Origin of the sequence: Chryseobacterium sp. CH21 (assembly GCF_004119445.1) — a bacterium.
In the GTDB taxonomy this organism is placed as follows: Bacteria; Bacteroidota; Bacteroidia; order Flavobacteriales; family Weeksellaceae; genus Chryseobacterium.
Window position 1 is genome coordinate 24,963 of record NZ_QICI01000041.1, and the last position, 21,485, is coordinate 46,447.

The 21,485-nt window shown below is 35.9% G+C and carries 19 protein-coding genes and 2 pseudogenes; 3 read left to right on the plus strand and 18 right to left on the minus strand.

Going from position 1 to position 21,485, the window contains the following annotated elements; translation table 11 throughout:
* Window positions 1–78 precede the first annotated feature (78 nt).
* Window positions 79–939, plus strand: coding sequence for an alpha/beta hydrolase (locus BOQ62_RS07170; RefSeq protein ID WP_129038284.1), 861 nt, complete (start codon window positions 79–81; stop codon window positions 937–939).
* 50 nt (window positions 940–989) lie between these two features.
* Here BOQ62_RS07170 and BOQ62_RS07175 read toward each other — a convergent pair whose 3' ends face one another.
* The 11 genes and pseudogenes from BOQ62_RS07175 to BOQ62_RS07225 all read right to left on the minus strand — a co-directional run bounded on the left by BOQ62_RS07175 (window position 990) and on the right by BOQ62_RS07225 (window position 11,537).
* On the minus strand, window positions 990–2,744 hold the full coding sequence (locus BOQ62_RS07175) for a discoidin domain-containing protein (protein WP_129038286.1): 1,755 nt from the start codon (window positions 2,742–2,744) through the stop codon (window positions 990–992).
* A gap of 27 nt (window positions 2,745–2,771) precedes the next feature.
* On the minus strand, window positions 2,772–3,797 hold the full coding sequence (locus BOQ62_RS07180; protein WP_129038288.1) for a hypothetical protein: 1,026 nt from the start codon (window positions 3,795–3,797) through the stop codon (window positions 2,772–2,774).
* A gap of 9 nt (window positions 3,798–3,806) precedes the next feature.
* Window positions 3,807–5,396, minus strand: a complete 1,590-nt coding sequence (locus BOQ62_RS07185) for an NAD(P)/FAD-dependent oxidoreductase (RefSeq protein WP_129038290.1) — start codon at window positions 5,394–5,396, stop codon at window positions 3,807–3,809.
* Window positions 5,371–6,885, minus strand: coding sequence for a polyamine aminopropyltransferase (locus tag BOQ62_RS07190; protein WP_129038292.1), 1,515 nt, complete (start codon window positions 6,883–6,885; stop codon window positions 5,371–5,373). The genes BOQ62_RS07185 and BOQ62_RS07190 overlap by 26 nt, the downstream gene beginning before the upstream one ends.
* On the minus strand, window positions 6,878–7,093 hold the full coding sequence (locus BOQ62_RS07195) for a DUF350 domain-containing protein (RefSeq protein ID WP_129038294.1): 216 nt from the start codon (window positions 7,091–7,093) through the stop codon (window positions 6,878–6,880). The genes BOQ62_RS07190 and BOQ62_RS07195 overlap by 8 nt, the downstream gene beginning before the upstream one ends.
* 13 nt (window positions 7,094–7,106) lie before the next feature.
* Window positions 7,107–7,301, minus strand: coding sequence for a hypothetical protein (locus BOQ62_RS07200; protein ID WP_164976703.1), 195 nt, complete (start codon window positions 7,299–7,301; stop codon window positions 7,107–7,109).
* A complete protein-coding gene (locus tag BOQ62_RS07205; protein WP_129038296.1) occupies window positions 7,298–8,755 on the minus strand; it encodes a DUF4178 domain-containing protein in 1,458 nt (485 codons plus the stop codon). Before BOQ62_RS07205 ends, BOQ62_RS07200 begins: the two co-directional genes overlap by 4 nt.
* Window positions 8,756–8,758: 3 nt before the next feature.
* The gene (locus BOQ62_RS07210) at window positions 8,759–9,118 is read right to left on the minus strand and encodes an S-adenosylmethionine decarboxylase family protein (protein WP_047380623.1); all 360 of its coding nucleotides are present in this window, start codon (window positions 9,116–9,118) and stop codon (window positions 8,759–8,761) included.
* Window positions 9,119–9,139: 21 nt separating this feature from the next.
* A pseudogene (gene ctlX, locus BOQ62_RS07215) lies at window positions 9,140–10,061 on the minus strand (citrulline utilization hydrolase CtlX).
* 55 nt (window positions 10,062–10,116) lie between these two features.
* On the minus strand, window positions 10,117–10,524 hold the full coding sequence (locus tag BOQ62_RS07220) for a four helix bundle protein (protein ID WP_228413796.1): 408 nt from the start codon (window positions 10,522–10,524) through the stop codon (window positions 10,117–10,119).
* Between the two features lie 98 nt (window positions 10,525–10,622).
* Complete coding sequence (locus BOQ62_RS07225) at window positions 10,623–11,537, minus strand: dimethylarginine dimethylaminohydrolase family protein (protein WP_129038300.1); 915 nt, start codon at window positions 11,535–11,537, stop codon at window positions 10,623–10,625.
* 289 nt (window positions 11,538–11,826) lie between these two features.
* Between BOQ62_RS07225 and BOQ62_RS07230 the strand changes: the two genes are divergently transcribed.
* Window positions 11,827–12,324, plus strand: a complete 498-nt coding sequence (locus BOQ62_RS07230) for a hypothetical protein (RefSeq protein WP_129038302.1) — start codon at window positions 11,827–11,829, stop codon at window positions 12,322–12,324.
* Window positions 12,325–12,555: 231 nt separating this feature from the next.
* Window positions 12,556–12,720 carry a hypothetical protein gene (locus BOQ62_RS22420; protein ID WP_164976704.1) on the plus strand — a complete coding sequence of 55 codons (165 nt, stop codon included), beginning with the start codon at window positions 12,556–12,558 and terminating at the stop codon, window positions 12,718–12,720.
* Between the two features lie 36 nt (window positions 12,721–12,756).
* On the opposite strand, the gene BOQ62_RS07235 is transcribed toward BOQ62_RS22420, so the two are convergent.
* The 7 genes and pseudogenes from BOQ62_RS07235 to BOQ62_RS07265 all read right to left on the minus strand — a co-directional run bounded on the left by BOQ62_RS07235 (window position 12,757) and on the right by BOQ62_RS07265 (window position 21,480).
* A complete protein-coding gene (locus BOQ62_RS07235) occupies window positions 12,757–14,934 on the minus strand; it encodes a TonB-dependent receptor domain-containing protein (protein WP_129038303.1) in 2,178 nt (725 codons plus the stop codon).
* An 80-nt stretch (window positions 14,935–15,014) separates the two neighbouring features.
* Window positions 15,015–16,076, minus strand: coding sequence for a helix-turn-helix domain-containing protein (locus tag BOQ62_RS07240; RefSeq protein ID WP_129038305.1), 1,062 nt, complete (start codon window positions 16,074–16,076; stop codon window positions 15,015–15,017).
* A gap of 227 nt (window positions 16,077–16,303) precedes the next feature.
* Window positions 16,304–17,589: pseudogene (locus BOQ62_RS07245) on the minus strand (citrate synthase).
* A gap of 84 nt (window positions 17,590–17,673) precedes the next feature.
* Window positions 17,674–18,966 (minus strand): phosphopyruvate hydratase, encoded by a 1,293-nt coding sequence (gene eno / locus BOQ62_RS07250; protein ID WP_105683346.1) that lies wholly within the window; start codon window positions 18,964–18,966, stop codon window positions 17,674–17,676.
* Window positions 18,967–19,202: 236 nt separating this feature from the next.
* Window positions 19,203–19,991, minus strand: coding sequence for a sensor histidine kinase (locus BOQ62_RS07255; RefSeq protein WP_129038307.1), 789 nt, complete (start codon window positions 19,989–19,991; stop codon window positions 19,203–19,205).
* Window positions 19,992–19,999: 8 nt separating this feature from the next.
* Entirely contained in the window at window positions 20,000–20,578 is a 579-nt protein-coding gene (locus BOQ62_RS07260) for a hypothetical protein (protein ID WP_129038309.1), read from the minus strand.
* 56 nt (window positions 20,579–20,634) lie between these two features.
* The gene (locus BOQ62_RS07265) at window positions 20,635–21,480 is read right to left on the minus strand and encodes a hypothetical protein (protein WP_129038311.1); all 846 of its coding nucleotides are present in this window, start codon (window positions 21,478–21,480) and stop codon (window positions 20,635–20,637) included.
* Between the last annotated feature and the right edge of the window lie 5 nt (window positions 21,481–21,485).

The following is a 21,485-nucleotide window of genomic DNA, read 5'->3' on the forward strand; positions in this document are numbered from 1 at the left end:
AATTATCTTTCTTCATATTCAATTATTCTTACGGTATCCGCTGATTCTTTTCAGCGGATTTTTTTATATTTAATAACTATGAAAAATCACGTTCCAGTTATTTTAATTTGCCTTAGTTTTCTTTTTCTTTGGACAGGCTGTACAGAAAAGAAGATAAAACTGGGCAAGGATATCAACTTTGATAAGGAGGAAAATATTCATTATGGGAACAGTCCTGAACAGGTAATGGATGTCTATATTCCCAATACAAAAACAACCAAAGAAAAGGATGTTTTTATCATTATTCATGGTGGAGGCTGGCGCTCTGGGGATAAGTCGCAACTTACTTTTTTCACTCTTTCTATGATGCAGAAATTTCCTGATCATATTTTTGTCAACATGAATTACAGGTTAACTTCAGAAACAAACTATGGACTTCCTAATCAGGTAAATGATATTAAAAATATTTCTGTCTTTTTAACAAAGAAATTTAAGTACAGTCCGAAATTAATATTATTAGGAAACAGCGCCGGAGCACATTTATCCATGCTGTATGCTTATCAATTTGATACAGATAAAAAAGTAAAAGCTGTTATTAATATTGTGGGTCCTGCTGATCTTTCTGATCCGGGTTTTAAAAATTATCAGGAATATTCCTTTGTGGAAAGAAGATTGGTAGATCCTCGTATCGTAGAATCGGGGATTTCCAGAATAGATTTTGCAAGCCCTGTAAAATGGATCAATGAAAGCTCCCCTCCTACTTTATCGTATTACGGAAATTCGGATCGTGTTATTCCTTCTTCACAAAAGAAAATATTAGATTCTGTTTTAAATAAAAACCATATCCCTCATGAGTCTTATCTATTCAATGGTGGACATCTGGACTGGGATAAACATCCTCATGATCAATTTCTTATTGATAAAATTGAAACATTTCTTAAGAAAACAGACAAAAAATAATACGTTCTGATTTTTCAAAACGTGTTATTCTTTTATATTTTATTTTAAATTTATTCTGATTTTGCAACGGCTGTTCTTTCAGAAACACCATTCGCATTGAAAGCTTCAATCTGGAAGTAGTAAGCATCTGTTCTGTCTGCTCCCGTAAAGAAATATTCATTCTTTCCGTAGACCATAATGCTTCCATATAATTTATCAGGAGTCTTACCGAAATAGATTACATATCCATCCGCATCAGGGTTCTGCTGCCATTTCATCCAGATACTTCTTCTTTCACCATATTTTTTCGGGTCAGCTCTTAAAGGTACAAAACCTTCCACTTTAGAGGGCTGTTTTCCTGCTCCTTTCCCAAACACTCTGAAACCACTTAAAGCAAATTTGCCTGTTGGCATTTTCAGGTTTTCCATTTTCAGGAAACGGGCTTTTGCAGGTTGTTCAAGCTCAACATAGTCATGAGGAACGTCTTTTGTATTTTTGCTTTTATCAACAATCACATTCCATTTCTTCCCATCATTGGAACCATAGATTTTATACTGATGCATTTTCCCTAAGGTTTTCCCCATAAACTCCGCATCCTGATCTGCATAATTGATCTGAATGGCATTGATCGTAGAAACTTCTCCAAGATCTGTCTGGAACCATTCTCCGGAATTCCCTGTTTTGGCACTCCAATACGTTTTGATGTCTTCATCTACAGCATTATTGGGCTGATACCCTCCTAAAGTAGACGAAACCTGAACCGGTTTATTATAATTCAAGAGCATCCATCCGGCAAAAAGACCTTTAGTAAAATCTTTACCTTGTGCATACTGCGGAAGATAAGTTGGATAATCCCCATACGCCGTATTACAGTACATGACATCATCTTTATCAAAACCGGCAGGCCAGATTCCCAGTCTTCTTTCAAAATTATTTTTAGTAGAAATAAAGATGGTGGAAATGTGCCACCAGTTTTTATAATTGTCTTCAAAAGTAGCTCCGTGACCTGCTCCTCTGGCAAAACCTCCCGGTTTGTAAGAGAATGGATTATGCTGTTGATATTCGAAGCCTTCCAAAGGACTTTTGCTCACGTATACTCCATCAGAATATCCACTGAATTCAGTTGCCGGAGCACCATACTGCATATAATATTTTCCGTTGTGTTTCGTCATCCATGCTCCTTCCACAAAAGGCTGAAGAAAAACATTATCATTGTATTCACCAAAACGTTCCCATCCGTGATCTTCGGGTTTTAATTTAATAATAGGCTTTACGAAACCTTCAGACTGAAGGTTTTTCACTTTCACTTCTGTTCCAAGCAATGGCCATTCGTTACTCGAACCCCAGTACAGATACAGCTTATTTTTATCTTCGTCATAATGGAATGCCGGATCCCACGCTCCCACTTTCAAAGTATCCACTGCAATTTTCCAGTCATCTTTGGTAGGATTTGTACTTTTCCAGATCGGGAAATCCTGTTCCCAGGTAGAACCATACACATAAAGAGTATCTTTCATAGCCCATACCGCAGGAGCATTAAGATCATGGGTATATTTATTATCTCTTAAAAATTTACGTTTGACAAATTTCCAGTCCAGCATATCATCACTGTACCAGTATCCTTCCTGATTGGTAGAAAAAAGAAACAGTTTATTCTTAAAATTAACAATCACCGGGTCTGCCGTAGCACGGTGTTTCCCTTGCTTTGAAAAAACTTCGAAAGGAGTATAACCATAATCAATATTAATGGGATTACAGAAGGTTTTCTGCTGAGCCCCTACAATCATTCCAAGAAAAATTGCTAATGACAGAAAGTATTGTCTCATTATTAGATTTTAAAGATTAGGGCAAAGTTAACTAACTTTTTTTGGTTTTCTCCAAATAAAGCCATCAAGCAGATAATGAGTAAGCTGCGGAACCACCAATAACGGAACAAGGAATTGAAATATTTTTTCAGAAACAATCACATTTAGGGAAAAATGTTCATTCCATACCAGAGTTTCCCATAAAAATTCTTCCAAAAAAGCAAATCCTAAAAGAACTCCAACAAATAAAAATATTCCTGAAAGAGATTTAAAAATCTGCATTCTTTTCAACTGACTATTTTCCTTTTGCTGTATTTCCCGGATATAAATCAATGCGATATAAGGAATTCCGTGAGAAACTACATTCAGAAAAGTAAACAAAAGGTCATTATTGAAGTAGACAATCCCAAAATACCAGGAAAGAAAAGTTCCGGTGATCAATATTATTTTCGGGATATTAATATTTTTTGTTTTAAAAGCTTCGAAAACCGTTTTAATGATCCAAATGAGTAGAATTGTAAAGTATGCAATCGTAATCAGAGGAAGATAGTTCGGAAGATTTTGAAGCCAGTCAAACTCATTGTTGACAAACCATGTAAAGGCCCGAGGGGTTTTAAACCAGTACAACATCGGAAAAATAGTGGCAGAATAAACAGCGACCTCATCTATTTTCTTGCTCCAGTTATTGGGTTCAAAACGGGCATAGATCCTCATAAAACCGTACTGCTGGCGTATAAAATGAAAAACGGCAATCAATGCCAGTACCGACCAGAATGTCAGGTTCCCGAATTGAAACAGGATAATTCCCAATATCCAGCTTACCGCAGGAATCCCGAGATAAAGCAATTTATTTTTCTGTATCTCTCCCTTTACGAAATACGTTTTGAACAAAGTAGAATATACATGTGCCACATCCACAAAAACAATCAGGAAAAGCCATGTGTAAAAGGAATAATGATTTTCCAGCCCCTGAATCTGTTTCTGAAAAAGAAAAATAACAAGCAATACAAGGAAAGGTGGTGATAAAATAAACCACCAGTCTGTTTTTGCATTATGTATCCACGGCTGTTTCATTGTATTGTTTTATATCATTTGTTCTGCAGTCCGGATTCCCTGATAAAAGGCTTCTTCAAAAATAGATATTCCTGAAAGATCAGAATGGGCAAAGAAAATTTTTCCATCTACAGATTCTTTTGCTATTTTGGTTTCTTCGCCAAAAATCTGATTGGGAACGGGAGCAATCATGGCATGTCCTATTTTATGAAACTGCATTTCGAGAATAAAATCTTCTATCAGAGGATGTGCTTTCTTCAAATCATTTAAAACTAAATCTTTCAGTTCAGCCTCTTTCATAGCGTAGAGCTTTTTTCTTGCCTTTTTGCAATCTGCTGTTGAAAAACTTTTATAGTGGGTAATCACTTTCTCACCAATAATCTGGTTCAGATTCTGATGTTGATCAAAGATATAGCCTAATCCTGAAGAACCGTAGATCACATTATCCCATGCCAGTTCTTCATCTCCTCCAAATTCATTCTTTAGCGTAATGGTTGTTAAAAGCCAGGGCACATAATGAAATGATGATGCTCTTTTTTGATTAAAAATCCTTTCATTCACAAACTGTGGTGATGCAAACAGGACTTTATCAGCAATGATCTTTTTCGTTTTCTTTTGAGCATTATCAAAACTCAATACCTCAATTTTATCATTGATTTTTACATCAAAAACAAGATTTTCAGGCATATGTTTTCCCTCCGTGTATTTTGAAAAATGTTTTGCAAGCCTCGCATTTCCTTCCGGCCAGGTGAATACCTGATCTTTGTATTTCGTGCTCCAGTTGTTTTTTCTTCCTGCAAAATAATGAATTCCCGCCCATGCTGAAACGTAATCTATTCCTAATCCGAAATCATCTCTACATGAATAATCCAACAGCCAGAGAAGTTCTTCGGAGTGATAATTATTTTCTTTGAGCCAGTCTTTGAATACAATTTTTTCAAGCTTTACAACCTCATCTTCTCTGCTTGAATCATGTACCGGAATGGCAAACCAGTATTTCCCCTGCGAATCTTTCTTTATCCGAAGCTCATCCATCAACTTAAAAAAGCGGTTAAGCTCTTGCTGGGTTGTTGCTGAAATACCTCTTTGAGGAACAATGTCATTCTGCCAGAAATTTTTATAAAATAGTCTTTCCTGTTGTGGAAAGGTCATTTGGTATTCATCAAGAATGGGTTCTCCGTTATCTTCTGTTCCTAAACATATTTTGCACTCTTTCAGGAAGTCTATAATTTCTACGTTTTCCTTATTGGGTAAGGGTAAATAATGTGCTCCTAACGGAAACTTTGAAAATGAATTTTGCCCATTGGAAGAATTTCCTCCCAAATGGTTTTCCATTTCAAGGAGAAGATAATCCTGTTCATTATTTTGGTTAAAAAATCGGCAAGCAGAAAGTCCGGATATTCCTCCACCTACGATAAGATATTTTGTGTGGATAACTTCTGAAAATTGTGGAAAATCTTTTGCCCATAACTTATGTCCGAGAACATGATTAGTTCCCGTAATCTTAAGCAGCAATGATTTTACTTTCTTTTCGCAGTACTGCAAAAAGGGAAGCATCAGGCTACCTAAAAATATAGTTTTAAGAAAATCCTTTCTACTGTACTTTCCCCCACTCTTCATCGAAATAACGGACTAATATCTGATTATCCAGACGGTTAACTTCTACATCTTTCACTTTCATATCTTTGTTAAAATATGCCATTTGTGAAAAGTTATAATCATAGTATTTTAAGCCGGGAAGCTTTCTGTATACTCTATTATTGATCGGTTCAAATGAAGCCATCGAAAATCCCCACTCCCCAAAAGACGGAACATAGGTATGATAGGCTGCTGTGAAAGGAAAAATCTGATTGATTGTTTTTTCGATACACCAGAAAGATTTCGGAGCAAAATACGGAGAGGTGGTCTGAACCACAATTTTCGTATCAAGCGTTGTCAGCTTCTCCAGTTCTTTATAAAACTGCAGGGAATATAGTTTTCCTAAGCTGTAATTGGATGGATCCGGAAAATCGATGATAATGACATCAAACTTCTTTTTGCTGTCTTTTACCCAAATGTAGGCGTCTTTATTGATAATTTCTATTTTCGGATTGGAAAAAGAATTTTGGTTTAACCTGCGCATGGTTTCGTTGGTCTTGAAAAACTGAGTCATTTCACCATCAAGATCCACAAGGGTTACTTTTTTAACGTCTTTATATTTTAATACTTCTCTGGCTGCAAAACCATCACCACCTCCCAAAATCAGTACATTATCAATGTTTTTTGCCATAGACATTGCAGGATGTACTAACGCTTCATGATAGCGGTATTCATCAGTGGATGAAAACTGTAAGTTGTTATTTAAATATAAACGGAATTCGTGAGTATTTCTCGTTAAAACGATTCTTTGATAGGGTGAACTTTTGGTATACACTACATTTTCACCATAAAGTTTCTCTTCAGAATAAGACAGAATTGTATCTGAGAAAAAGAAAAGTCCCAGCAAGAATGTAAATGCTGCAATAGATTTTACTTTTAAGGATAAGGGTTTTGATAATTCCTTGGTAAGGTAATAACATAGAAATATCGCAATAGAGATATTAATTAACCCAAAGAACAAAGGTGTTTTTACAATTCCCAGCTTTGGAATTAAAACCAGAGGAAAAAGAATCGATGCCAATAAAGCTCCAATATAATCGAATGCAAAGACGTTTGAAACTAAATCTTTAAACTGTACTCTGTCTTTCAGAATGTTCATCAAAAGAGGGATTTCCACTCCAACCAAGCAGCCTGTGAAAAAGACAAAAAGGTATAGAACGCTTTCAAAGTGTGCCAGAGTATTAAACAGAATAAACAGCACCACAGAGCTGATTCCGCCTACGATTCCCACAAGGATTTCGATCTCAATGAATTTATCAATAAGATTTCCTTTGATGAATTTTGCAAGGTAGGAACCTACTCCCATTGAAAAAAGGTATACCCCAATAATGAAAGAAAACTGCTTTACAGAGTCTCCTAAAAGATAGCTCGCCAGGGCTCCGGCCACCAGCTCATAAATCAATCCACATGTAGCAATGACGAATACTGAAAACAATAAAAGCAGCTCAAGAGGAATCCTCTTCTTATCCATGAATTGCCGCGCTTATAATCATTGAAATTCCGATGATAAATGCTCCGAAGACAATAGCCAGTGCTATATTTTTGTTCTGAGCGATCTCATGCCATGTTTTTTCCGGAGTAAGTTTTTCTATAACGAAATAGCATACAAGCAGAATTGCGATTCCCAGAAATGAATAAAGAACCGAGTTGAGTATTGGTAATAAATTGATGTTGTCCATAGTTTTTATATTTTTATTTGTGATAGTATCTGTAGAATCCTACTCTGGAATGGCTTCTGGTAGTTCCATCGCGGTATGTTTCCGTTTTGGCACAGTCGCAGACCTGATTTCCCCGGTAGGTAAGGTATACAAACCAGGTCATGAAAAATCCTCCGATCAGGCAGAGCATCCAGTTTTGTCTTATGTAATGTAAAATAGTGTTCATCATGATGTGGCATAAGGGGTGTTTGAGCTGTTCTTCCATTTACTCACATTAAAGAAATGTCTTCCTATCAATAAAGCAATAAAGAGTACAATCATTATGAATAAAATGAATCCGAAGTTCCAGAATGAAACGGGAAGCCAGGTTGCCTTGAGCTGTACATAAGTATTGCTTGAAATAGGATCTGTAGTGAGTTTAGGTGCTTCAGCATTGATCAGAGAATCTATTTTTGAAGTTCCGAACGACGCTTTTACCAGTTTACCCAATTCTGTTGTATCTTTTTCTAAAGTTTTTCCGTCTGTAAAGGTTGTAGTTTGGGCCTTAAACAAGTCTGTAATTTCAATAGTTCCTGATTTATCCCGGGATATCATCACCTTCGAATCCGGAGACTGAAGGTTGGAAAATGTTGGTAAAGCCCCTTCCTTCTCTGCAGAAATAAGAAAGTGATATTGTCCGGAGCTTACTCCGCAAAGATTAAATTCTTCGGACTGACTTCCTTCTGACCAGCTTTCTCCATCTTCGTAACCATGATACTGTTCGATATCTTTGGAGGTATAGATAATTTCATTGGTTTTTTCATTCACAAGACTCAGCTGGATATTTGCCCAGGAATTATCAACACCTGAAAATGCATTTACCTTTAATGGTGCTGAACCTCCTGAAAGGGTAAAACTTTTGCTCACCATTTCCTTGTCCTGTACATCTGCAAAGTTGATGGTCTCCGCAAAAACAGTTTCGTTGGTTCTTGAAGTATAAACATACAACTGAAGCAGACATATCATTAATGCAGCCACACAAAAGATGTTGACCATCTGTTTGATATCAAAATAATAAGGCTGAACGATCCCCACTCCCGTGTAATAAGGCATGTGAGCTATTTTAAAAGCTCTTTTTACATCATGTTTTGAAATGTGAACTCCATAAAAATATTCGCTTTTCTTGCTGGTCTTCTCCTGAGAGATCATACGGGTTCCATTGACATATTCTTTGTAAGTGGCAACACTGAAATCAAGGTGCTCATCAAAAAATCCGGCTGCAGCGTCAATGCTGCATGGAGTGTTTTCGTACCAGCGATAAGTTCGTCCGAGATAGGTTGGTAATTTCGAATTTTTACTTTTAAAATCGTCAGGGTGCATTGAGGTTATAAAGACCCAATGGCCATCACTTTCACTCAGGAAAGCATCATTTCCTTTACTGTCTTTTAAAGAGTATTCACGCCAGAAAATGCCTGTTCCGTATTTCTTGACAATAATAGAAACAACGGTATATTCTACACCTTCAATTTTTCCTTTCTGTCCGACGTCCAATACAACGTTTTCGGTCGGTACTTTCAAATGTTTGGTCTTCTTATTTCCGGCTGCATCAATGAGATGAGAGCAGGTGTTACAAACATATTCCTCGATAGGAAAAGTGAGGTCTAATTTATTTTCTGATTCGCATGCTGGGCAGACGTAATGCATTTTTTATCTGTAAATTTTGTGTTTCTGAATGGTATTAGCTTTAAAATACTGAACCACTTCATCTGCAATCTGCTCTACTTTTGTGGTATTGTCCTGTGTATAATTACAAAGAAAAACATCAAAAGTAAGCTGTTTGAATTCCGGCCACGTGTGGATACAAAGGTGAGACTCTTTCAGGATTACTGCTGATGTAAAACTATCATTTTCAAAAATATGATTGGTAACTCCTACAATTTCTACATCTTTGGTTTTCAGAATTTCTTCTGTAAACGTCAGAAAACCTTTGCTGTCTAATAACAAATCTTCTGACTCTGTTTCCAAAGTCAGAAGAATATGTAAACCTTTACTTGATAATGGGTTCAATTAATTTTTTTGGTAAATATATTATTTTTTTGGAAGAAAAACCTCAGCAAGCATACATCTTGCACTTCCTCCACCATTTACTTCAATGGTATTGAGGTCAGAATAGATAATTTCGCAGTATTTTTCAATAGCAGCTACCTGTTCTGAAGATAAAGACTGATAAGCTGTCTGGCTCATCACCAAAAATCTCTCACCGGCTTTATTTTGAACCTGAAGCATATTTCCTGCAAACTGCTGCATCTGTTCTTCTGAAATTTCAATAATTTCTTTTCCGGAACCTTTAATCGTTTCTATTACTTTTTCTCTTTCCAGCTCATCATCAATACAATCTAAACAGATTACGACAAATTTATCGGCTACACACATCATGACGTTGGTATGATAAATAGGAAGTCTTTCTGTCCCTACTGTCTGGAATGAATGAAATACAACAGGAGTGAATCCGTATTTTGAGCAGAATTCTCTGAACAGTTTTTCATCCAATCTCAAAGAAACAGAACCGTAAGCAATTTTGTTATCGTGATCGAAAATCATACTTCCCGTTCCTTCCAGGAAATGTCCCTGAGTTTCCGAGAAAGACCAGTCATCTACTTCAACCACTTCAAATCCTTGAGCTTCGATAGTTTCAATAATATCATCTCTTCTTTCCACTCTTCTGTTGGAAGCGAACATAGGATATAAAACTACTTTCCCGTCTTTATGGAAGCTTACCCAGTTGTTTGGGAATATAGAATCCGGAGTATGAGGATCCAGCGTGTCTTTTATCGTGATTACGTTAATCCCTTTTCCTCTTAGTTTTCCGACAAAAGTACTGAACTCAGCCAAAGCTTTTGACTGGATATCAGAACCTGTCTGCTCTACCTGAAATAATTATTTTTGCTGTTTCAGCGTTGTAACCGAATGCAATCGGTTCTATCATTAATACTGTATCTGTTGTTTGCATTTTTTATAAGTTTGAGGGTATTAGCGTATAAGAGTTTGAGAGTCTGAACAGCGTTTTACAAATTATTATCTTCTTTATTCATTGAAGAAAATGAACACCACTTTTCTGACTGACTCATCATATTAACTAACATCCCTATTATTTGGTTATACTTTTTGTGCAAAATATTGTATTGCTCTTCATTCATGTAATGGCAGGCAAAAGCAAACTGAAGCCATGTTTGAGTTTCTCTTGCTTCTCCTTCTGAATCTGTAAGCTTAGCTATGAAGGATTTTTCATATTTTCTTTTCCCCCAAGCCTCACTAATATTTGCCGTTACAGATCTTGACGATCTTCTTATCTGATCTGTAAGTGAGTAAAGTTCTTCTTTTGGAAAGGATTTTGAGAGCTCATAAATCAGCTGTGCTATTTCAAATGATTGTTGATAAACTTTTAAGTCCTGATGAAATTTGATTGTTGACATACCCAAATATTTTTTTAAAATTAAAAAAATATTCAAACCCATCAACACTCAGACTCTAAAACTCCTTCACTCTCAAATCCTAAAACTCTCACACTCAATTACTCCCTAACAAGCGGCATTGTAGAGCATCTCAACAAACCACCCATTTTGGATATTTCTCTGTAAGGAATTTCTTCAACCGTCATTCCCCATTCGTTTCTTAAATGGTCGTTCATTCTGGTGAATGCTTTGTCTGAAACCACTACATCGGGAGAAATGGAGAAAATATTCGGAAACATCTCAAACATTTCTTCATCATTGATGTGGAAACAGTTTTCTTCTCCGAAAATATCAATGATCAAACGATAATCACTTTCATCTACGAATCCATTTTTGTAGATGATACATTTGTCTTCTCCAATCGGATTAAATGTGCAATCCAAATGCAGAATCCCTTCAAACGGAACTTTATCGTTTTTCTTCAGTTCCAGATCTATAATTCTTTTCTTTGGAAAATATTCTTTTAAGATTTCAATGGCATACTCGTTGGTTCTTGCCGTCTTATAGTTTCGGTAGTCTTCGCTGAAGCAGGTTCCGATGAAAATAAAATCATTCCACACAATTACGTCTCCGCCTTCAATATGTGCCGTTTCCGGAAGGTTAATGATCTTTCTCCATGCTACTTTCTCAAAAACGCTTTTGTATGCTTCCTGCTCGTCTGCTCTGTCTGCAATCACATTGGAAATGATCATCTTGTCATCTATCACAAAAGCTACATCTCTGGAAAAAACCTGGTTGTAATCTTTGATGATACTTGGGCGCAGTACTTCAACGTTATACTTTTTTAAAACCGCTTCAAAAGCGTTCATTTCATTGATAATATCCTCTTCTTTAGGATAAATATTATGTTCGATTGAGTAATATGACTTGGCGTCATAACTTTCCTCTAGTGTGGGAACGGCTCCCAATGAATTAGGCTGGCCTAGAACTACTGACTTCAGCCTACCCGTTTCGTTTTTAATGTTTAGTCTCATAAAGATTTATGCAATACTACAAATATAAGTAAAGGTCGCTACCTATAAAACTTTTGGATTGCTTTCTCCTTATAATTTTCTCTAGTAATCCGGTTCTTCTGGATGACAGTTTTATTACAGTTATTTTATCCGGATAATACAACAAATACAGAAAATACAACTATCTGATTCTCACTTACAATTTCACCTTACGCAATTACTGTTGAAATGTACGTACTTACTTAATGTAGCTGGTCTCATTTTCTGTGTACCATTATATTCGCAATACTAATCTTAAATCTTATTTATTATGAAAAAGATCCTTACATTTTTTTTTACCGTATTATTTACCGTAATATCAGTAACCAGTTTATGGGCACAGAAATCTTTTAGCGTCAAATATGTAGGTGAAGCTAGTCTTAGCAGTTCTCCACCTAATCATATTAAAGTGGAGGCTGATTATGATCGTCATTATCATATTGTTTCACCTCCTTACAGTTCTACACAGACCACTCATGTTCTTGAAAGCAAGTATATCACCAACGGAACAACTGTCGCTTATCTTTCTCCTTCGACTCCCAGTCCAGGTACAGGTCAGACTTTTGAACTGTTCCATTTAAAAGTAACCTGGAATACTCTACAAAATGGATTTCCAATTTCAAGGGTCTATACCTTTAATGATTTACAGATTCTCTCTGTCAATAACGGGAATGAAGTAGACCTCACGATACAAGGGGCCAGAATACGTCTAAAGGAGATCAGTTCAGGAAACCATTTTCTTTATCAGGTTACGCTCACCACCTACTAAGCAAGCTGATACTGTTTCCTCACAAAAAATAAGCTCCGCTTTTACAGGTAGGATTTGTTTTTTAATTTTTCAAAAAAATGACTGACATCATTTATCTACAATCTACTATTTTTCATATACATACAAACACAATTTTTGGTTACATTTAAAAATAAAGTCCTATATTAGTGATATAATTTTCGCGAAATTATAACCCATAAAACTTAACTATTAACACCAAAAATCAAAGTCATGAACAAGAACATTAAAGTGCTAAAACACGCACAAAAACTAGGTAGAGATCAACAAAAATCAATAACAGGCGGAATCGGACCTACAAGACCAAGATACTGCTGTGAATGGGATGCTGATGGAAAATGTATCATCTGGACATGTGGAAATTGTGTATGCCCATAATAAAAAACGAAAACCTGCTTTATCAAGCAGGTTTTCTTATCTTGTTCTGTTTTCTTCTTCTGTTTTCTGAGTTTCCTTTACCTGATATTTTGAACTTCCTATCGTATAACTGAGTGAAAATATCAGCCTGCTGCTGTCCCACCAATGGGTAAAACGGTTATCCATAATCTGCTTATGCCTGAATTCCAACCTCTGTTCATATGAATCCAGCAGATTATTAAATCCGATCTTAGTATTCAGTTTATTATCAAACCATGACTTCTGTAATGATACATCTACCGTATATCTTGGTTTAATGATGTAAAGGCTATTCCCCGTTTTAGATTCATAAGTAGCAAAGACATTTACCGTAAATCCTTTGGGAAGTGAAAATACCTGATTGAGTCTCAGCTCATAATTATAGATATTCAATGCAAAGACTTCCTCCATATAAGGTCTGAATTCATAATTGTAATATCCTGCAATCTGGCTGGTGATATTCCACCATTTTGTAATCCTGACCGGAAAACTTGTTTCCAGAATTGCAAAATTCCGATAGGGAAGATTGGTTCCCAAATATTCCAGAACATTCGTTTCCGGATTATAGAGAGGATAGCGGGTCATCACATCTTTTTCTTTTCCTACAGTAAAGCTTGTAATCCAGTTTTTATGCCGATAGGTTGCTTTGATTTGGCTGGTAAAAGAAGGCAATAGATAAGGATTTCCTATCCAGTAATTTAACGGACTGAAATAAAACCGGAACGGATTAAGTTGTGAGAAAACCGGTCTTGTTATTCTTCTGCTGTAAGAAAGAGACAACTCATTGAAAGCATTAAAGGTATACGATGCACTTAGAGACGGCAGCCATTTCAGATAGTTTCTGGAAACAACAGAATCCAAAGTAACGGTCTTGGAAATACTGCTTGTATTTTCAAACCTTAATCCTGCGTTGATTTGAAATTTCCCCATTTTTTGTCTGTAAGACACATATCCAGCCCATATTTTTTCTTTGTATGAAAATATATTACTCCGGGTAGGATCAAAGACAAACTGGTTTCCTGCTGATAATGTATCATATCTGATATTATTATTGGTATCAGAATGACTGTATTTAACACCTGCTTCAATATCGGTGTTATTTATTTTTTGAGAAGCATCTATCTGGGCGGTATGGATATTAATTTTATTAAAAAGGTCAGATTTCCAATAGGAAAGTACATTCGCTGTCCCATGATCTTTATTGATAAAATCATCATTCTGTTTATTATTAACCGAAAGATAGTTTCCTAAAAAACTGATTTTAAATCCTTTGTTCTGGAAAGAATAATCTGCTGTTATTCCATAATTGTTCTGGCTGTAAGCTGTAGGATTCCCGCTGGCAGTATTTACTACCACATTAGTTTCACTTTGATCTGTTGTATATAATGATCCGTTGCGTATTCGGTCAATGTTCCGGAAGTTTCCTCTTAAATTGAGTCCGAATCTGTTTTTATCATTCAGTCTGAAATCAGCACCTGCCTGCAGATTATAAACCTTTCCAAAGTCTTCCTGATAAGTACGGGTACGCATGATATTTGTATTTGCCAAACGCTGTAAAGCATGATAACGATAGGTTGAAATTCCTTCATTGTAACCTGTCTGTACACTGTAGGTCACTTTTCCGGTATGATAAGAGATATTTACTGCATTTTCACGGGAGTTGAATCTATTAATGTATACATTCCCGTTATAGCCTAATTTCCATCCAAGACTGATATTCTTTTTGAGTTTAATATCAATAACTCCTTTAAATTCTGCATCATACTTCGAAGACGGATTGGTATTTACCTCCACAGATTCTACCATTTCGGGAGATAAAGACCGTAAATAAGCCTGCAATTCCTGATTACTCATGACGACAGGTTTTCCATCAATCAGAATGGCAGGTGTAATTCTTCCTCCAACAAAGATTCCGTCTTCCTGGTCAACTGTAACACCAGGAGTCTTTCTCAGGACATCAAGAAGATGAGTGGAGGTTTTAAAATCTCTGTTTCCGGCAACAGACAACACAAGATTACCATCACTCATTTTCATCTTTCTGGGAGCAGACTGAATGATAACTTCTGAGATATTTGTTGTGGAAGATTTTGCCTCAGCCAGAGAATCCTGAACTTTTGCTTTTACAACACCCTGCTGTGCTTTTCCAAAGAATAACAGAAAAAACAGGAATAGCAAGAACCATAATTTAACGATCATAAATTTTAAATTTTATGAAATCAAAAGTATCGGCTTGCTGTAATATTACGGTTTTGAAATTGAAATTCCGCAGTACTGAATTATAAATTTGAACTCTGAAACCTAGGTTCAGTAAGGGTTTGAGACTGTTTATACAAAAGAGGTGTTGTATTTTTTATTTTTTTGAAAGTTGAAAAGAAAGTTGATTTGGAATTGAATCCCACTTCATAGCCTATCTCTTCAATTTTCAGATAAGAACCATTTTCTATTTTTTCACAAGCTTCATTGATCCTGTATTCATTGATGCAGGTAGCAAAACTTTTCCCCAAATTATCATTCAGCAGCTGAGAAAGCTGGTGAGAAGAGATGTTCATTTTGGAGGCAAGATCACTCAATTTTAAATTCGGATTTTTATAGAGCTCTTCTGTATCCATTAATCTTTCTAATTTTGATACAAAACCATCAGCCTGTTCTCCGGAAATCTTTTTATTGGAATATTTTTCTGTTTCTTTTACCGGAAGCTGTTGGTATTTTTTATTAAATAAAATCAAAAAGTTGGCATACAGTACAAACGAAAACACAAGGCTTCCTCCTGCACAGTAAATTTGTAGCCAGCCTGTAGAAATCAACTGGTAACTCAAAAATATAATCACATTGCTGACCAGAATCGGGAGTACAAAGTTATTGGGACTTTTATGATTCTGTTTATGTAAAATATAATACTGATAGACCGTAAGAAATACAAATACAGACCAAACAGCATAGATAAAAGTAGCAAAATAGTTATCCCATGTAATGGGAAACACCAGATATAATACCCCGACAACTCCTAAGATAAGGGTTAATATCCCGAACCATTTCTGACAGTTCTTCCAATCAAACTGATCCTGCTGGAAGGAAGATTTCACATAATAATATAAAGCCGGTCCAGCAAAAAATAAGGCTGATAGTCCTAAATGTGCTATAATTCTGGGTAAATCGGGATAAAAATAAAAACATACAGAAACCACTACTCTTGAGCTTAACATTAAGAGAAGAATTCCGAGGAAAAAATCCGGGAGATATTTCAGTTTTTTAACAAACAACAAATAAATGCCCAGCAGAAGTCCGTTGAATGCTCCTACTGCGCTGAAGAAAAATAACATCTGTTGTCCGAAAGTCATTGGGTATTAATTTTTTACAGTAGTAAATTTAATCAAATTATTATATTCGATTTCGCAAAATAACTGAAAATATTAAAAATTGATACTCAGAAGTGTTTTCCTTTACATTACGATCCGTTTTCCGGTCTTTTAAAGATAAGTGATTTTACGATGGAAATAATATGACCATTTTAAAAATAAAGAATCCCAAAGCAAGCTTTGGGATTCTTTTATAGTATAAGCAAATATTATCTGCTTGCGATGTCGATGTAGTTTCTTTCCTGAGCACCTTGGTAAACCTGTCTTGGTCTTCCGATTGGGTCTCCTTTCAGTCTCATTTCTTTCCACTGAGAAATCCATCCCGGAAGTCTTCCTAATGCAAACATTACAGTAAACATTTCTGTAGGAATTCCTAATGCTCTGTAGATGATTCCTGAATAGAAGTCTACGTTTGGATATAGTTTTCTTTCTACGAAGTACTCATCTTCAAGAGCTACTCTTTCTAACTGCATTGCAATGTCAAGAGCTTTATCCTGAATACCAAGCGCAGTAAGGATATCATCAGCAGCTTTCTTGATAATTTTCGCTCTTGGGTCGAAGTTTTTGTATACTCTGTGTCCGAATCCCATTAGACGGAAGCTATCTCCTTTATCTTTAGCTTTAGCAACATATTTAGATACGTCACCACCATCTTTTTCGATAAGCTCAAGCATTTCGATTACCGCTTGGTTAGCACCACCGTGAAGTGGTCCCCAAAGTGCAGATACTCCAGCAGAGATAGAAGCGAAAAGACCTGTGTGAGCAGAACCTACCATTCTTACTGTAGAAGTAGAACAGTTTTGTTCGTGGTCTGCGTGAAGGATTAATAATTTATCTAAAGCATTCACTACTACCGGATCGATTTCGAAATCAGCGTTTGGTAGTCTGAATGCCATTTTGTAGAAATTCTCTACGTAATTTAGGTTGTTATCCCCGTGGTTTAATGGTAAACCTTGAGTTTTTCTGTACGTCCAAGCACAAAGGTGAGAGAACTTAGCGATCATAAGCTCAGCAGCATGATCCATTTCTTCTTTAGAGTTTACGTTTACTGCTTTTGGGTTGAAAGCTGTCAAAGCAGAAGTTAAAGAAGATAAAACTCCCATCGGGTGAGCAGAACGAGGAAAAACATCAATGATTTTTTCATTTCGTCTGCGATGAAGTTATATTTTTTAATATTGTTGTCGAATGAAGTAAACTGATCCTGAGTAGGTAATTCTCCATGTAATAAAAGATACATTACTTCAGTGAAGTTAGATTTTTCAGCAATCTGCTCGATTGGATAACCTCTGTAGAATAATTCTCCTTTATCTCCGTCTAAGTAAGTGATGTCGCTAATAGTAGCTCCTGTATTTTTGTAACCTAAATCCAGAGTGATCAAACCTGTCTGGTCTCTTAATTTTGAAATATCAATCCCTCTGTCTCCGATAGTACTATCCACGATTGGATATTCATATGAATTACCGTCGTAATTCAATATTACTTTGTTGTCTGACATTATTTATTTATTTTTTTTAAATATACCACTTTCCATAAAATACGGCAAACAAAAATTATCGCTTGCCGTTATTTATAAATTCAATTATCTTTTTATCTTAAATGCTTCCAGTCCTGGGAAAATTGCAGTTTCACCAAGAGCTTCTTCAATTCTTAACAATTGGTTATATTTTGCCATTCTGTCTGATCTTGAAGCTGAACCTGTTTTGATTTGTCCACAGTTCATTGCTACTGCTAAATCAGCAATTGTAGAATCTTCAGTTTCTCCTGATCTGTGAGACATTACTGAAGTGAATTTGTTGTTCTGAGCCATTTGTACTGCCGCCATTGTTTCAGAAAGAGAACCAATCTGGTTTACTTTTACAAGGATAGAGTTGGCAATATTTTCTTTTACTCCTCTGGATAGTCTTTCTACGTTGGTTACGAATAAATCATCACCTACCAACTGTACTCTGTCACCAATTTTATCAGTAAGCATTTTCCAGCCTTCCCAGTCGTTTTCCTGCATACCATCTTCAATAGAAATGATTGGGTATTTTGCAGCCAGTTCAGCTAAGTAAGAAACCTGTTCGCTGCTTGAAAACTGAGCGGCATCAGGGGTCTGGAATTTTCTGTAATCATAAATTCCGTCTTTGTAGAATTCCGAAGCGGCACAGTCTAGTGCTAACATAATGTCGTCACCTGGCTTATATCCTGCTTTTTCGATTGCCTGAAGTAAAGTATCTAAAGCATCTTCAGTCCCTTTGAAAGTTGGTGCAAAACCACCTTCGTCACCTACTGCAGTAGATAGACCTCTTGAATGAAGGATCGATTTCAGGTTGTGGAAAATTTCAGTTCCTTTTCTCAATGCGTGAGAGAAAGAATCTGCTTTTACCGGCATAATCATAAATTCCTGAAATGCGATAGGAGCATCAGAGTGAGACCCACCATTGATTACATTCATCATTGGAACAGGAAGTGTGTTGGCATTCACACCACCTACATATTTGTATAGAGGCATTCCCAATTCTGCAGCTGCAGCTCTTGCTACTGCCAAAGAAACACCAAGAATAGCATTAGCGCCTAGATTTCCTTTGTTAGGCGTTCCATCTAGATCGATCATAATCTGATCAATATAATTTTGTTCGAAAACCGGCTGTCCTACTAAATTCTCTGCAATTACTTCTTTTACATTTTCAACAGCTTTCAGAACTCCTTTCCCTTGGTATTCTGAACCACCGTCACGTAATTCTACTGCTTCGTGTTCTCCTGTAGATGCCCCTGAAGGTACAGCTGCACGGCCCATTGCTCCGCTTTCTGTAAATACATCTACTTCGATGGTAGGGTTACCTCTGGAATCTAAAATCTGTCTTGCTTCTATGTAAGAAATTGCACTCATTTTTTATTTTTTTTGTTTAGACAAATTTAATCAAAATTTAACTTTCAGGGGTATTTCGAGGGATTTTTTTGAGATAAATCCGAGTTAAATTTTAGTTAATTTATATTATGATAATTCTACAATTTCTTAGCAAAAGATCAGCGATTTAAAATGAGAAAATAATGCTTTTAAAACTCTTAGTTTTTGAATAATTTTTGACGTTAGAATTTCAAATTTCTATGATTTTTTTATAACCCTTATAAAGTGACTCTGAATAAAAAGCTGGTCCCAGGGTTTTCGGATATGATATTGCATTCTCCAGACAGTTCATTCATTCTTCTTTTCATATTCCGCAGGCCGTTTCCTTTTGACTGGTCATCTTGAATTCCCCTTCCATTATCAGAAATTCTCATGGAAAAGTTATTTTTTTCCTGTGAAAACGAAAGTTTCAAGGTATTGGCATGGCTGTGCTTATATACATTATTAACAGCTTCTTTTAAACAGAGAAAGAGATTACGCCTCATTTCTGTGGAAACCGGTGTTTCCGTAATGATGTCTTCACATTCAGAATGCAGTACTATTTTTGTTTTCTTTAGGAAATTTCCGGTATAAAGTATGGCATAGTCTATGAAGCTACCTAATGTATCATTTCCGGAATTCAAGCTCCAAAGCATCTCTCGCATAGAAATATTCATTTCTTCGGAGGTTTTCAGAAGTTCGTCAATGTCGTTTTGCAGATCATCATCTTCTGCTTTCTGTTTCAGAAATTCTGCCTGAAGTTTTAATGCGGAAATTCCTGCTCCAAGATCATCATGCATATCATGAGAAATACGTTCCCTCTCCTGCTCCAGAACTTTTTGTTTCTCTAGTTCTTTCTGAAGGAGCTGATTTTGGTATTCGGCTTCTTTGAGCTGCTGCTGCTGAACAAAAAAAAGCTGCCTTTTATTATACAAAACAACAATAAGAACAATGAAAATAACAAAAGTTATCAACAGAATAACGGCAATAATATAGGCCAACCTTATTGTATCCGGCAATTGTTTCATATTGTGTTTTATTTTCCGCTATTCTCGAAATTTTTTAAGCCCATATAGAACATTCCATACATGATGATATTAACGCAATACTGCATGGTTTTTAAAATTTGTAAAAAACCCGGATCATTATCCTGAAGAAAAAACATGGGGATGGATCTGAAAATAAAAAAAATACTCCAAAAAAGTAATCCGCATGATACCCAGAAATGCGGGTCATTAAAGATTTTTATTTCGTCAAAGTTTTTTAATCTGATATAAAACCATACCAGTGCATTAATGATAAAATAAAAGCAAACTAATATTCCCAATGTGTTTTCATAGTTTTCACCGTAAAACTTTACAAACAGAGCAATATAAGCCAATATAGCAATCAGAACATACAGAAAGAATATTCTGAGTTTTTGAGGGAAGATTCTTGCATAGTATCTGTTGAAAAATATAAGCAGAAAAATACTGTAATAATTAAAAAGATAAGCAAAGTCAAATTTCTGGATGTATATTTTATAGTGTCCATAAAGTTCTAGGCACAAAGAAAGGAATAAGTATATTGTAAAATAGTTTTGGCTGGAAAGACCTTTCTTTCCAGCTAAAACCATCGACTTTACAGTATCTATAAAGAGTATTGATATGTATATAATCTGAATGAGCATTTCTATGGATATAGTGAGCCCATATCGAAGAATCCTTCTTTTCCTATAAGATCATCCGGCAGGTATCTTCCAATCATGGTAAGTCTTTTTTCCTGGCCTTGATAAGCGGCTTCATACTCAGCGACTTCAAAAACATAATAAGGATTATCTTTAAAATAATCTTTGATGATCTCAATTTCTATTACTTCACCTGGGATAAACTTAACTTCTTTGTAAAGACGCCCTTCAATATTCCTTTCATGTAAAATCCTATTGATGTCTGCCCAGGTATAACCAATACACCATGTCTGTTGTAAAGGATTACTATAAGTATTCATTTTATGATAAAACTCGGATGAAGTGTATTGAGTATACATTGCTCTTGCCTCATCAAGACTAATAAGATCCTTATCGATCTCAAATTTATGTCCTAAATTAAAGATGATATAATGCGCAAGTGGATCACCATTATGGTCCAAAGGTGTTGCAATAAAGTATAAAAATTCATTGGCTCCAGTAGAAAGATGGGTGTTGCCTGTATACTTTGCGTAGTCTTTCTGGGTAATAAAGACAAAGTCAAATCTTAGTTCATTACCTCGAGTGCTAAATGTATTGTATAAAGCTTCAAAAGTACTGATGTCTACGGAATAACTATCCAAATACGGATTGACCAGTTTTGAAGCCGCTCCGGAATTGTTTAAAACACCTTTTTTTGCCTGAAACATAAACATGATTCCGATATCGTGATCCATATACCCTGCTGCAACCAACGGATTGGTTCTCTCTTTGTTTTGTGTAATCAGATTCGCAAGTTTGTTTCCAATGCCCTCTTTTCCCAATTCGGGATTTTTTAACTCTAATGTCTCCATAATTT

Coding starts and splice junctions, on each gene's coding strand:
- BOQ62_RS07170 (WP_129038284.1), top strand. CDS start 79: ATGAAAAATCACGTTCCAGTTATTTTAATTTGCCTTAGTTTTCTTTTT.
- BOQ62_RS07175 (WP_129038286.1), bottom strand. CDS start 2,744: ATGAGACAATACTTTCTGTCATTAGCAATTTTTCTTGGAATGATTGTA.
- BOQ62_RS07180 (WP_129038288.1), bottom strand. CDS start 3,797: ATGAAACAGCCGTGGATACATAATGCAAAAACAGACTGGTGGTTTATT.
- BOQ62_RS07185 (WP_129038290.1), bottom strand. CDS start 5,396: ATGAAGAGTGGGGGAAAGTACAGTAGAAAGGATTTTCTTAAAACTATA.
- BOQ62_RS07190 (WP_129038292.1), bottom strand. CDS start 6,885: ATGGATAAGAAGAGGATTCCTCTTGAGCTGCTTTTATTGTTTTCAGTA.
- BOQ62_RS07195 (WP_129038294.1), bottom strand. CDS start 7,093: ATGGACAACATCAATTTATTACCAATACTCAACTCGGTTCTTTATTCA.
- BOQ62_RS07200 (WP_164976703.1), bottom strand. CDS start 7,301: ATGATGAACACTATTTTACATTACATAAGACAAAACTGGATGCTCTGC.
- BOQ62_RS07205 (WP_129038296.1), bottom strand. CDS start 8,755: ATGCATTACGTCTGCCCAGCATGCGAATCAGAAAATAAATTAGACCTC.
- BOQ62_RS07220 (WP_228413796.1), bottom strand. CDS start 10,524: ATGTCAACAATCAAATTTCATCAGGACTTAAAAGTTTATCAACAATCA.
- BOQ62_RS07225 (WP_129038300.1), bottom strand. CDS start 11,537: ATGAGACTAAACATTAAAAACGAAACGGGTAGGCTGAAGTCAGTAGTT.
- BOQ62_RS07230 (WP_129038302.1), top strand. CDS start 11,827: ATGAAAAAGATCCTTACATTTTTTTTTACCGTATTATTTACCGTAATA.
- BOQ62_RS22420 (WP_164976704.1), top strand. CDS start 12,556: ATGAACAAGAACATTAAAGTGCTAAAACACGCACAAAAACTAGGTAGA.
- BOQ62_RS07235 (WP_129038303.1), bottom strand. CDS start 14,934: ATGATCGTTAAATTATGGTTCTTGCTATTCCTGTTTTTTCTGTTATTC.
- BOQ62_RS07240 (WP_129038305.1), bottom strand. CDS start 16,076: ATGACTTTCGGACAACAGATGTTATTTTTCTTCAGCGCAGTAGGAGCA.
- eno (WP_105683346.1), bottom strand. CDS start 18,966: ATGAGTGCAATTTCTTACATAGAAGCAAGACAGATTTTAGATTCCAGA.
- BOQ62_RS07255 (WP_129038307.1), bottom strand. CDS start 19,991: ATGAAACAATTGCCGGATACAATAAGGTTGGCCTATATTATTGCCGTT.
- BOQ62_RS07260 (WP_129038309.1), bottom strand. CDS start 20,578: ATGGTTTTAGCTGGAAAGAAAGGTCTTTCCAGCCAAAACTATTTTACA.
- BOQ62_RS07265 (WP_129038311.1), bottom strand. CDS start 21,480: ATGGAGACATTAGAGTTAAAAAATCCCGAATTGGGAAAAGAGGGCATT.